At 62.7% G+C, this 13,140-nt stretch carries 5 protein-coding genes; all 5 read right to left on the reverse strand.

Going from position 1 to position 13,140, the window contains the following annotated elements; translation table 11 throughout:
* Nucleotides 1-43: 43 nt before the first annotated feature.
* On the reverse strand, nt 44-1,468 hold the full coding sequence (gene adeC, locus IB266_RS07795; RefSeq protein WP_060742644.1) for an AdeC/AdeK/OprM family multidrug efflux complex outer membrane factor: 1,425 nt from the start codon (nt 1,466-1,468) through the stop codon (nt 44-46).
* Between the two features lie 83 nt (nt 1,469-1,551).
* Nucleotides 1,552-2,376 carry a helix-turn-helix transcriptional regulator gene (locus IB266_RS07800; protein ID WP_060742643.1) on the reverse strand — a complete coding sequence of 275 codons (825 nt, stop codon included), beginning with the start codon at nt 2,374-2,376 and terminating at the stop codon, nt 1,552-1,554.
* A 600-nt stretch (nt 2,377-2,976) separates the two neighbouring features.
* Nucleotides 2,977-4,137, reverse strand: a complete 1,161-nt coding sequence (locus IB266_RS07805) for an FAD-dependent monooxygenase (protein ID WP_192260803.1) — start codon at nt 4,135-4,137, stop codon at nt 2,977-2,979.
* An 86-nt stretch (nt 4,138-4,223) separates the two neighbouring features.
* Entirely contained in the window at nt 4,224-11,522 is a 7,299-nt protein-coding gene (locus IB266_RS07810) for an amino acid adenylation domain-containing protein (protein ID WP_192260804.1), read from the reverse strand.
* Nucleotides 11,523-11,629: 107 nt separating this feature from the next.
* Nucleotides 11,630-12,895, reverse strand: a complete 1,266-nt coding sequence (locus IB266_RS07815) for a glycosyltransferase (protein WP_192260805.1) — start codon at nt 12,893-12,895, stop codon at nt 11,630-11,632.
* Between the last annotated feature and the right edge of the window lie 245 nt (nt 12,896-13,140).

Here is a 13,140-nt window from a genome sequence, read left to right on the forward strand (position 1 = left end):
GTAAGCGCACCAGTGTCCCGGGTTCGAATGTGCCCATTTGCAGTCACCTCACAGTCACGTTGCTTGTGCGTTCTACCCAACCCCCGCCCAGTGCCTTGTACAGATTGACTTCGGCGAGCAACTGCGACAGCCGGTCGACGATCAGGGTTTGCTGGGCGTTGAACAGCGAGCGTTGGGCATCGAGGAACGTCAGGCTGCTATCCACGCCGATGCGATAACGTCGCTCCGCCAGGCGGTAGTAATCCTGGTTGGCTTGCACCAGATCGCGCTGGGCGATCAATTGGTCTTTATAGGTCTTGCGTGCCGCCAGGCCATCGGACACTTCCTGGAAGGCGGTCTGGATGGCTTTCTCGTATTGCGACACGCGGATGTCTTTCTGGATTTTCGAGTAGTTCAGGCTCGCCCGAAGGCTGCCAGCGTTGAAAATCGGCAGGTTGATCTGCGGTTGAAATGTCCAGCTGCCCGACCCGCCCTTGAACAGCCCGGACAGTTCCGTACTGGAACTGCCGGCGTTGGCGGTCAGGCTGATGCTCGGGAAAAAGGCGGCACGGGCCGCGCCGATGTTGGCGTTGGCCGATTGCAGCAGGTACTCGGCCTCCAGGATGTCCGGCCGGCGTTGCAGCAAGTCCGAAGGCAGGCCGGCCGGTACTTCGCTGAGCAGGTCCGATGCCAGTGGACGGCCTGGCAGGTCATCGGCGACCGACGTGCCCACCAGCAACGTGAGGTTGTTGAGGTCCTGGGCGACTTGGCGCTGGAACTTCGCCAGGCTGGCCCTGGCGCTTTCCACCGAGGTTCGCGATTGGCTCAGGTTCAAGGCCGAGGCGGTGCCGACCTGGTTACTGCGTTCGGTCAGGCGCAGGCTTTGCTCATAGGACTGGAGCGTGTCCTGGGTCAGCGCCAGCAGTTCCTGGTCGGCCCGCCAGGTCAGGTAGGCACTGGCCACGCTGGCCACCAGGCTCAATTGGCTGCTGCGGCGGGCCTCTTCGCTGGACAGATAGATCAGCGACGCCTGGTCGCTGAGGCTGCGTATGCGCCCGAACAGGTCCAGTTCATAAGCGCTGATCCCCAGGGTTGCCGAATACGAACTGCTGATGGCGGCGTTACCGGTTCCGGTGAGGCTGGCCGGCAGGCGCTGGCGCGAACCGGTGCCGTTGGCGCTGATCGCCGGGAAGAGGTCCGCCCGCTGGATCCGATACTGCGCCTGGTAAGCCTCGACGTTCAGCGCCGCTACCCGCAAGTCGCGGTTGTTGGCCAGCGCGCTTTCGATCAGTTGCGCCAGCACCGGATCCTGGAACAGATCACGCCAACCCTGTTCGGCCGCCAGGGGCCCCGACAAGGCCGGGGCATAGGCCGAGGTTTGCGGATACTGCCCGGCGACCGGTGCGTCGGGCCGTTGGTAGTCCGGGATCAGCGAACAACCGCCCAGCATGAATGCCGCGGCCGCCAGGGGGCTCAAGAGTTTATGCATCGACCTGTTATCTCATTGTGGTGCCTGCCCAGACCCCGCGGGCGCAGGCAGGCGGGTTCTGGCGGGCCGTGCGCGGCGAGCCGTCATGATCCGATCATCCATTTCGCCAGCCCATGCCGCCCACTCACGCCCAGCTTGGCGGCGGCACGCTTGAGGTAGGTTTCGATGGAGCTGTTCTTGACCTGTAGCTTTTCCGCAATCTCCGGCACGGTGCCCCCGGCCAGCAGGCCCAGGCAGACTTCTTTTTCCCGCACGGAAAGGGTGACGTCGCAGGGGCTCAATCGATCATTGAAATCCCGTTGCAACTGGGTCTGTTCGGCGGCATCGAGTGGATGGCCCGTAGCGCTGCCAGAGGCTTTGAAAGATTGGCGATTGAGGTGCGCATGACGCTCGGCCAGGGGCAACAGCGTTTCGGAAAGGTATTTCAGAAAGGACAGTTCCTGAAGGGAAAAGTCGCGCTGTACCTGAGGGCGTTGCAATGAGATCACACAGCGGCGGTTGGCCTTGCGTGAAATCAGAATGCACTGGTGGGAAGTGCCGAGGCAGTCATTGCCTCTTTCATCTTTCATTCGTGCGTTCAGATGGATCAGCAGGGCGTCATCCACTTCCAGCACTCTTTTCACCAAGGGGTGATCGTTGCGCTGTATCGCCGTGGTGGGGCAGGGGGACTGCATGTGCACGTTTTTTTCCGCACCCGCATACCCCAACAGCTGTACATCGAGGACGTTCGACTGGGTGTCGTCGGCTGTCCATTCACTCAATTCGAGTCGACTGACAGGCACCGTTGTTTCGATCATCTGGTGCACGTTGGTCAAGAAACTCTCGTGTCCGACACTTGAAATCAGCTTTCCTAGCTCTACGTAGAGGTGCGATTTTTCTGCACCCTCAATACACGCATGTCGATTCATAGTCCTTATTCCTGCTTACTCGAAAAAACTCCGCATCCGTGATGTTGACGGAAGAAAATCCGACCGCTTCCAAAATGCTTGAGCCTCTTCTGGAGTTGATACTTGGAGTCAATAACGTCTTGTGGACCTATTGACTTAAACGGTTTAGCCGGTAGGGCTATTAGGCGTTTCCATGTGGGAAAAGTCTGTAAGGGAAAACAGGGACATTCCGGGTCAGTCAGTGGGGTTTGGGTTCTTGGATACCTCCGGGTAAAAAACACGTTGGGTCACAGGTTTTTCCCTCGCGATGATCGCTGTGGGGGACAGCTTTCAGCGCGGTTTCAGGAAAATATTCAGCTAAATTAACAGGTTGTGTTCGGGGCTCGATTCTTGAAAATCTGTTTTTTCATGATCGTCAATGTGGGAATTGTCTGGCAGTAGTGTCCCAATTCTGGATTCCCAGTATGGTGAGGAATTCTCATTTATCGATTTTCATCCCGGTGCATGTCGTTTTTTGTCTATGTAGGAGTCGCTTTTTGTCATTGACGCTTTAATGTCGTCGGTCAAGTGGCGGGGTTCACCGCCGTGCCGCCCAGGTCCCTCGGTGACCGTTTCGCGAGGTTATGCGCAGGGCTTGAACGAGAGGAGGTCGATGTTCTTTTTCCGCAAGCTGCTCTGTGGCGTCAGGCGCATATACCATTCTCGCAGCCAGCAGGCGAGGCTCGATTCGCTTTGCTCGATACCGCTCATGAAGCGCGCGGCATTGACGATCCCGTTGGCCCGCGGGTGACGGTGGGCCTGGTAGTGCAGTAGCGCGGTGCGCAGGTCCGGCGTTTGCGTCAGTCGATCGGCCAGTACCACGGCATCCTCGATCGCCTGTGCGGCACCTTGGCCCAGGCTGGGCAGCATGGGATGAGCCGCATCGCCCAAGAGCACCACGTGTCCATCGCAGAATTGCTCGACGGGATGGCGGTCCCGGGCATGCATTTTCAGTATGACGCTCTCAGGGGTGGCCTCGATGGCGGCCACGACTTCCGGCGCCCAGTCGGCGTAGGCTGCGAGCACTTCCTGCTTGCTGATGTTCAAGGCGGCATCCGCCGCGTTTTCGTGATTGCAGGTGCCCCACCAATACGCCTGGCCGTCCCCGACATCGCAGAGCCCGAAGCGCTTGCCGCGTCCCCAGTAATGCGCCACGTAGCCTTCGGTCATGACCGGATGGCTGAAGGGCGCCACCGCCAGCCAGGCGACATAACCGGATGGGCGGGTTGGGGTTTCGCCGAGCATCTGCTGGCGAATCACCGAGTTCAGGCCATCGGCGCCAATCAACAGATCCGCTTCCTGGAGGCTGCCGTCCTCGAACCGCACCACCACACCATCGGGGCGAGGGTCATACCCCGTGCAGCGCAGCCCGGTCGTCAAGGTGTCGGGGTCGAGCTGCTGCGCCAACGCGCGCAGCAACAGCGGGCGCTGGATATTCACACTGGGATGACCCAACTGTTCGCCGATCTCGTGGATCGGCATGCGGGTGATGGCATCGCCCTGGTGTTTCTTGAAGAAGAAGTCGCGGATCACCTGGCCGGCCTGTTCCACCGGAACATGGGCGTCAATCGAGTGCAACGCCGCCATGGCATTGGCCATGACGGACAAGCCGGTGCCACCGGTGCGCAGTGTCTGGGCCGCTTCGAAGACCTTGACCTGCCAGCCCGCGCGCTGCAGCGCGATGGCGGCGGTCAGCCCGCCGATCCCGGCGCCGGCGACAATGGCTTTTTTGGGTGCTGTCATGCTGTTTCACCTGTATCGGGCCCGGAACGACCGGGCGATGGAGTCAAGCGGGGCCGTCAATCCGGCCCCGTGATCGGCGGTCATGGTCAAGCCAGTGCGCTCATGGATTCGGCGGTCCTGGCCCGGGCCAGGTCCATCCGCGACCGGATGCATTGGCCCACTCGCTCGATGTGCGGCTCGCGCATCATGGTCAGATGGTCACCCTCCACGGCGACTCGCTGCACTTGGGGCGCAATCGAGCGCCAGCCGCGGTACGGGTCGCGAAAGGCGGTGCCCACCAGTTCATGGGGGGCTTGCAGCACATCGGGCAGCTCGACGTCCGCGGCGAACAGCGTGATGGGCAGGTCCAGTGGCGGGAAGCGATAGTCCAGCAGCCCTTGCCAGTTGGCATGGAACACCCGGAACAGCTGATCGAGTGTCGCCAGGGTGATGGTCTCGTCGAAAATGCCCTGGTCGATGCCGTGCTGTCGGATCGCCGCGAAGGCCTGCGGGTCGTCCAGGGAGGAGAAGTCGAGGGCGTGGTAGGCGTATTCCTTCTGGCCGTCGCCGCTGAGCAGTTCCCACATGAACCAGTTCATGAACTCGCTGCGTTCTATCCGCACCTCGCCCTGCCTGACACGCACGATGGTGTCCAGCAGGAACACGTTGTGCAGGCGCCGTCCGCGCCGCTGCAACTCGCTGGCCAGTTCATACGCCACGACGCCGCCATAGGACCAGCCGCCTATATTCAGGGGGCCTTCAGGGGCGACCTGCTCGATGGCGTCCGCGTAGTACACCGCTTGGGCCTGCACCGATTGCAACGGTTCACGGCCATCCCATGTGCCTGGCGCTTGCAGGGCATACAGGTGGACCTGGTCCTTGAGCACCCGCGCCAGTGCCGCATAGCACAACACATGTCCGCCGATGGGGTGGACCAGGAACAACGTCGGCTTGCGCGTGGCATTCTTGAAGTCCACCAGCGCGCCGGCGCCGGGGTGTCCGGTTTCGGTCTGTTGCAGCACCTGGGCGAATTCGGCGATGGTCGGCGCCTGGATAAAGTCGGACAGCGAAGGTTCCAGGCCTTGATGTCTGGCGAGCATGGCCACCAGTCGCACCGCCTTGAGCGAATTGCCCCCCAGCTCGAAGAAGTTGTCGTGGACGCTGATGTTGTCCAGGTCCAAGGTTTCCTGCCAGTAGGCTTGCAGCAGATCCTCCATGGCATTGCGCGGGCCAATGAAGGACCGCTGCAAGGTGGTCTGGACTTCTATCCTTTGCAAGCGCTGCCGGTCGATCTTGCCCGTGGGCCCGAGCGGTAGCTGCGCGATCCTGACCAGCGTGTTCGGCACCATGTAGTCGGGCAGCGTCAGGCGCATTTCCGCCTTGAATTGGTCCAGGTCCGGCTCGCGGCCCGGTAGGGCCTGGACGAAGCCCACCAGATAACGGCTGCCGTCGGTTGCCGTCTTGTCGATGACCGCCACCTGCTCGATGTCGGCCCTGAACCGGGCGGAGCCGAGCATGGCCACTTCGATCTCGCCGAGCTCTACGCGGTAACCGCGAATCTTGACTTGAGCGTCGCTGCGGCCCTGGTACACGAGATCGCCGCCAGGCAAGTAGAAGCCAATATCGCCGGTTTCATACAAGCGTCGGGTCTGCCCCTCGAGCTGGCGATAAATGAAGCGCTCGTCGGTCAGGTCGGGGCGATTCCAATAGCCATTGGCGAGACAGGCCCCTTCGATGAACAGGTCGCCCGTCACGCCGACCGGGCAGGGGTTGCCGGCCGCGTCCAGGACATGCAGGCGTACCCCGTCGATGGGCGTGCCGATCGGCGGCATGCTCGGCCAGGTCACTGTCGCGCCTTCAAGTCGCAGGCTCGTGACCACATGGGCCTCGGTCGGGCCATAGTGGTTCTCCACCCGGCAGTCGCCGAGGTGATCGATCAGGTCGCGGATTTCGGCAGTGATTTTCAACTGCTCGCCGGCGACGTTGATCTGGCGCAGCGAGGAGGGGTAAATACCCAGTTGTGTGGCGACTTCGGCCAAGCCCTGGAACGCGACGTAGGGCAGGAACAGGCGATTCACCGCTTGCGCGCCAATAAACTTCAGCAAGCGGATGAAGTCATAGCGCAACCCTTCGTCAATCATCACCAGTTCATGACCGCTGGACAGGGTCGAGAAAATTTCCTGGAACGAAACGTCGAACGAAATGGGCGCGTATTGCAGTGTCTTCAGCGCTTGTGTCCCATGGCCGTCCTGCGCCTGCTGGCGGTTTTGCCAGAGGATCATATTGGTCAAGGCCTGGTGCGGCATGGCCACGCCCTTGGGGCGGCCGGTCGAGCCCGAGGTGTAGAGCAAGTAGGCGTTGTCTTCACTCATGATGCCAGCGGCAATGGCGGCCACCCGTTGGTGACTGCCGGCCAGGTTGTCGTCGAAGCCGGCGACCACGCTGTCCCAGTGGCGCGTATCGGCCTGGCCTGCCAGGGCCATCGCCAGGCTCGCAGAGGCATCGGCGAACAGCACCAGGCGTGGCTGCGAGTCTTCGAGAATCAGCTGGATACGCTCCTGCGGATAGCTCAGGTCGATTGGAACGTAGGCGGCGCCGGCCTGTACGACACCGAGCAAGGCGACGATCAGGTCGGGCGAGCGGGGCATCATGATCGCGACCCGATCCCCCTGGCCGATACCGTGCCGGTGCAGCCAGCTCACCAGTTGGGCGCAAGTATCGTGCAGTTGGCGGTAGGAAAGACGAGCCTGGCCAAAGCTCACGGCGGTCTGCTCGCCATGGCGCGCGAAACTGTCCAGTAACACGCTCGACAGGTTGTCGTGGGGCAAGGCCCTGGCGGCCCCCGGCGCAGTTCGGTCGATGGGCGGCAGCCAGGCCGGAATGGCCGGCTTGGCCTCAGGCGCGGCGATCATCAGTTCCAGCGTGCGCAGCAGGTAATCGGCATAGGCTTCGGCCTGGCTCGTGGCGACACGCGCGGTGCGGTAGTCCATCTTCAACATCAGCGAACCGTTGGCAGGGTGGCGGCCGAGGGTGGTCAGCAAGTCGTAGTTGCTCGCTTCCGTGGTTTCCCAGTCGGTGAGGATCTCTTCGCCTTGGGCCAGCAGGTCCTTGAGCACGTAGAAATCGACGTAATTGAACACCACGTTCAAGGCGACATCGGTCTCGCGATGAATCAATGCGAACGGATAGCGCCGATGGGCGAATACCTGTTGTTCCTGGGCAATTGTTGCCCGGATCAGCTCCAGCCAGCTCTGGCCCTGGCTGCTGAAGCGTATCGGCAGGGTGTTGAGGAACAGACCCAGGACCGAGGCGGCATCTTCGAACGCCGGTCGGCCATGGCTGATCACGCCGCACAGCACGTCCTTTTGATTGGACATGATCGCCTGGGCGAAACCGTGGGCCGTCAGCAGGACCGCGCGCAGGGGCAGGTCATGGGCCTGGCAGAAGGCTTCGAGCCGGGCCAGGTCCGCGGCGGGCAGTTCACGGTAGGCCGAGCGGTGCGGCGTCGGGTCCGGTGCCACTCCATGGATCCAGCTGGTCATGGCCGCGGCGGGCGCCTCGTGCAGGTATTCGCGCCAGAAACGGCGGTGGGTCTGCGTCGCCATGGCTTGTTGCTCCAGGGCCACGAAATCGGCTGGTGTGGTGGTCAGGGCCGGCAGGGCGTCGGTGCCAGGTGCCGAGGTGTAGAGCGTGATCAGGTCGCGCATCAAGGTGGCGACACTCCAGCCGTCGAGGATCGCATGGTGGAAGCTGAAGACCAGGTCGATTTCAGTCTCCGCGACGAACACGCAGAACTGATACAACGGCGCCCGATGCCAGTCTTCGCGGTAACGCTTGCGTTCCTCCACGTAGGCGGCAATGGCCTGGGCCCGGGTGTCGGGGCCCGTTGAGCAGACATCGATGATTTGCACGGGGGGTTCGACGCTCGAGTGCACCCGGGCCATGGGCACCTCGGCGTGCCCGATATCGAACGACATGCGCAAGGCCGGATGACGCCGGATCAATGCGGCACAGGCCCGCTCCCACGCCGGCGCATCCCAGTGCAGGCGCAAGCGGTAGCGGAAGATGTCGTGATAGATCGCCGAATCCGGGTGCATCATCGAGTGATAAATCATCCCGACCTGCAGTTGCGAAGCGGCAAACACGTCATCGAACACGCCTTCGCTGGCCAGGCGGATCGCCGACGGAACCTGGGCGAAAGGCGCCACGTGGGTCAAGGGTTCGAGCTCGGTGGCCGGGGGTTGCCCGGACTCCAGGGCCTCGGCCAACTGGGCGATGGTGGGGGACTGGTAGACCTGCGCCAGGGTCAGCGCAATCCCCTGTTCACGGGCATGGATCTGCAAGTGGATGACTTTCAGGGAGTCGCCACCGAGCATGAAGTAGTTGTCATGGATGCCCGGCGTCGAGCGCTTGAGGTTGTCCCGCCACAGCTCGGCGAGGGCCTGTTCCAACGCCGTGCGTGGGGCTGTCACATTGTTACCCAGGTTGGCCGTCGGCTCGGGCAGGGCCTTGCGGTCCAACTTGCCGTTGACACTCAACGGGAACTGATCGAGCTCGACCAGGTGCCTGGGGACCATGTAGTCAGGCACCTGCTGGCGCAAGGTTTCCTGCAGCGCCTGCGGGGATGGCGAGCAGCCGGGCTCGCTCACCCAATAGGCGTTGAGGTACGCATCACCGGCTTCCTGGCGGGCGATCACGACCACGTCCTTGACACCTTCACAAGCGAGCAGGTGGGCTTCGATCTCGCCCAGTTCGATGCGCAGGCCGCGGATTTTCACCTGGAAATCGTTGCGTCCCAGGTATTCGAGGCTGCCATCGGGCAGCCAACGCCCAAGGTCGCCGGTCTTGTACAGCCGCGCCTGGGGCTCGCTGCCCAAGGGGTCGTGGATAAACCGTTCGGCCGTCAGCTCGGGACGGTTCAGGTAACCCCGCGCGACCCCGATGCCACCGATGTGCAGCTCGCCGGCCACACCCGGTGGCAGCAGTTGCAGGTTCGCGTCGAGGACATGCATTTGGATATTCGCGATCGGTCGACCGATCGGTACGATGCCGTCGTGCGCGTCGGGCCGGCAATGCCAGGCCGTCACGTCGACGGCCGCTTCGGTGGGGCCGTAAAGGTTGTGCAACTGCACCGTTGGCAAGCATTCGAAAAAACGCTTCTGCAAGGCATGGGGCAAGGCTTCGCCGCTGCACAAGACCTGCTGGAGCGCGGGCAGGCGCTGTGGCTCCACCTGGTCGAGAAAGACCTGCAACATCGATGGGACGAAATGCAGCAGCGTGATGCCGGCGCTCGCCATGATGTCCATCAGGTAGCGCGGGTCCTTGTGCCCGTCGGGGGCGGCGACGATCAGTTGCGCGCCACTGAGTAACGGCAGGAAAAATTCCCAGACCGACACATCGAAACTGAACGGTGTCTTTTGCAGGATCCGGCTGTGTTCATCGACCCCATAGGCATCGCGCGCCCAGAGCAAACGATTGACGACCCCGTCATGCTGGTTCATCACGCCCTTGGGCAAGCCGGTGGAACCGGAGGTGTAGATCACGTAGGCCAGGTGTCGCGGCGTCAGCCCGAGCACGGCGGGGTCCGGGTTGTGCGTCGGTTGTCGGGACAGTGCTTCAGAGCCGGCATCCAGGCACAGCACGGGCATCGTCACGGCGGGCAGGTTCGCCAATAACCCTTGGGTTGTGATCAGGGCACTGGGGGCGCTGTCGCTGAGCATATGGCTCAAGCGGTCGGCCGGATAACCCGGGTCCAGCGGTACGTAGGCGGCACCTGCTTTGAGAATGCCCAACAGGCCGACCACCATCTCCAGGCTGCGGTCCAGGCAGATGGCGACGCGATCGTCGCGGCCAAGCCCGGTTTCCAGCAGGGCATGGGCCAGGCGGTTGGCCTGACGGTTCAGCGCGTCGTAAGTCAGCGCCTGGTCTGCGAAGCGCACCGCGATGGCGTCGGGGCGAGCGGCGACCTGGACTTCGATCAATTGATGGAGCAGCACATCCCTGGGGTAGTCGACGTCGGTGCGATTCCAGTCCCGCAGCAGTTGGCGCTCGGAGGGCGCCAACGGGTCGAGGGCCGCGACCGACACGTCGAAATCAGCGGCCACGCACGCCAGGATGTTCATGAAGCGCTGTTGCAAGGCCTCGATCTGCGGCGCGTCGAAATAGGCCTCGTTGTAGATGAAGTGCATCCACACATCGTCTTGCGGCGCGGACTCACGAACGTGCATTGCCAGTGGCATTTGTTCGTAGCCATTGCTGAGCTTGACCGGCTGTGCCGGCGCAGGCCCGTACCAGGTGTCCTGGTCCTGTTCGTAGGACACCACCACGTCGAACAACTGCCGCCGGCCCAGGTTCTGCAAGCCGAGTTCGCGGTTCAATTCGCTCAGCGGGAAGCGCTGGTAGCGATAATCCTGCTTGAGCGTCAGGGCAATCTTGCCGACCAGGTCGCTGAAACTCAGGTCGGTGCCCAGGCTCAGGCGTACCGGGCTCATGCCGACGAACAAGCCCATCGTGGCCTTGTGTGCGGCATTGGCGCGGTTGAGGATGGGCAGGCCGATGACGATTTCATCCCGTTGCTCGGTGCGCGCAAAGTAGCTGTACAGCACCCCGAGCATGACGTGGAAGACCGTCGCCTGGCCCGCGGCCTTCGCGTTTTCGCCAAGACGGTTGTAAAGCGCCCGGGGCAAGCGCCAGGCATGGTTCTGGCTGGGCGCCAGGCGCTGGTCGAGTCGACCCAGGTGGCGGGGCGCGAGCAGGGGCTCGGGCAGTGTGCGGTACTTCTCCAGCCAGTACTGGCGCTGGCGCTGGAACGAAACCGAGTCTTTGCTGGCGACTTGCTGCTCGACATACGCTTGATAGGTCGGTGCCGTCGCCGTGTTTTGCGCCTGGTCATGCAGGGCGGTATAGGCCTGGCTGAGTGTTCGGCCAATCATGGCGAAGGACCAGCCATCGATGATCAGGTGATGGCAATTGACGAAGCAGTAGTGGAGGTCTTCCCGGACCTTGACCAGGTCCGCGCGCACCAGCAGCCCATCGTCAAAGGAAAACGGGGTTTGCAGCTTGGCCTGCAGCAAGGCCAATGCGCTGGCCTCTGGATCGGCATGGCCCGACACGTCGTGCACCGCCAGCGGGGCGTCGACCGGCCCCAGGAAGCGTTGGCGCGGCAGCGGGTGCTCGCTGGAGCCGGGCACCAGTTGGATCCGCAGGGCATCGTGGCCGTTGACGATCTGGTTGAAGGCCGCCTGCAGCAGCGTGGCGTCGACCGCGCCGTTGATGCGGGCATAGCCGCCGATGTTGTACAACGGACTGTCAGCGTGCAGCACCTGGTCCAGCCAGATGTCCAGTTGCGGGGTGGTGAGGGGATAAAGCACGCACTCTGCGCTCGATGCGGGCAGGGTCTGGGTCATGGTGTTCTCCGTGGGCCGATCCGCTGGCCCGATGAAACGAATGAAAAGAGTGATGCCTTCTGGCCGGGCCAATGGCAGCGCTGTGTCAGTCGCCAATCAATCCGTGATTACGCAACGCGATACGTCGCGGCTCTGTGGGCGATGGCCTCGATTTGCAGCGCTGCCGCTTCGCGGGCGCTGTCACCGCTGGCCATCGCCTTGCTGTAGCGCTCACAACTGGCGCGCACGTCAGCGCTGTTCAGCACCGTGTCCAGGGCCGTGGCCAGTGACTCGGCGGGGGCCGGCGCGAACACCTGCAAGCCGCACCCCAGGCGTTGCATTCGCGCGGCGTTGTCGAAATGGTCGTGGGCAAATGGGGTGACGATCTGTGGCACCCCGGCGGCGATTGCCAGGGCCGTGGTCCCGACGCCTCCGTGATGCACCAGGGCCGAGGTATGGGGCAGGATGCGGCTCATGGGAACATAAGGTCTTACCAGGATCCTGCCGTCGCTGGACAACGACGGGTCGACCGGCTGGCTGGTCAGGAACACGCCGCGGCGGTCGATCAACTTCAGTGCTTTCGCCGCAGCGGCGAAATACTGTTCGGCATTGACCGTCGTCGAACCCGGGGTGAACACCACCGGTGGGGCTGCATTCAAAAAGTCCTCCAGCTCGGCGTCTGGCGCCTCGAAGCCGGATTCATCGAATAACGGGAACCCGGTCAGTACCGTCTGGGCAGGCCAGTCCTGTTGGATCGGGGCAAACCAGTCCGGAAACAACCCCAATACCCGGTCGGGCGAGGAGATCCACTGACTGATGATGCGTTTGACCGCAGGCAAGCCCAATTCACGGCGAAAACCGTTGAGCTCAGGCTTCATGAGCCGATCGAGGAAGGTGTGCTCGATGACCCCCAGCAGCAGGCGTCGCAAGGGATACGGTACGAAGGCCGGCAGGTTCGTTCCAGGTGGATGGACGGGGCGTGCGAGGGGCGACCAGATGGCGAAGGGTGTGACCTGGCCAGTGACCAGTGGGATGCCGTGTCTTTCCTGTAGCAGCCGCGCGGAAAACGCCCACAACGAGCCCAGCAGGACGGTGTCGTCGTCACACGCCTGCTCCAGCAGCCGATACTGTTCGCGCAACGTGCCGCCGACGGTTTTCCATAGGGTGGGCAGTGACGTGCGCGGATGCCACAACGCCGGGTCAGCCATGACCGCTTGATATTCCTCGCGGGTACCCAAAGGCAGGAACTTGAAGCCACAGCGCTCGATCACCGGAGCGAACGCCGCGCTGGCGCAAAAGGTTATCCGATGCCCGCGTGCGGCGAGGGTGCGGCCGATCCCGATAAATGGGTGAACGTCACCGGCTGAGCCGATGGCCGTAATGATCACATGCATAAGGCTCCCTTTTTAGAGTGATCGTGCGGTGGGTAACAGTCCTGATCGGCGGGCGACCGGACATCGCCTGTGGACTCCATCCACAAAAAACGATTCAGCTCGAGGGGGTATTTAAGCGGTTGCAGGTAGGAAACGTCTGTAGCGGAAAACGGGGACATTCCGGCTCGCAGATCAGGGATGAAACCTGTGGGGCTTGCTCGCGAAGCGGTGGGGCAGCGTGTGCCGATGTCGGCTGTGCCGCCGTC

Source organism: Pseudomonas sp. Pdm06, assembly GCF_014851795.1.
Classification (GTDB): domain Bacteria; phylum Pseudomonadota; class Gammaproteobacteria; order Pseudomonadales; family Pseudomonadaceae; genus Aquipseudomonas; species Aquipseudomonas fluorescens_AA.

Excerpts from the sequence above, each read along its gene's own strand:
- IB266_RS07800 (WP_060742643.1), bottom strand. The coding sequence starts at position 2,376 with ATGAATCGACATGCGTGTATTGAGGGTGCAGAAAAATCGCACCTCTAC.
- adeC (WP_060742644.1), bottom strand. The coding sequence starts at position 1,468 with ATGCATAAACTCTTGAGCCCCCTGGCGGCCGCGGCATTCATGCTGGGC.
- IB266_RS07810 (WP_192260804.1), bottom strand. The coding sequence starts at position 11,522 with ATGACCCAGACCCTGCCCGCATCGAGCGCAGAGTGCGTGCTTTATCCC.
- IB266_RS07805 (WP_192260803.1), bottom strand. The coding sequence starts at position 4,137 with ATGACAGCACCCAAAAAAGCCATTGTCGCCGGCGCCGGGATCGGCGGG.
- IB266_RS07815 (WP_192260805.1), bottom strand. The coding sequence starts at position 12,895 with ATGCATGTGATCATTACGGCCATCGGCTCAGCCGGTGACGTTCACCCA.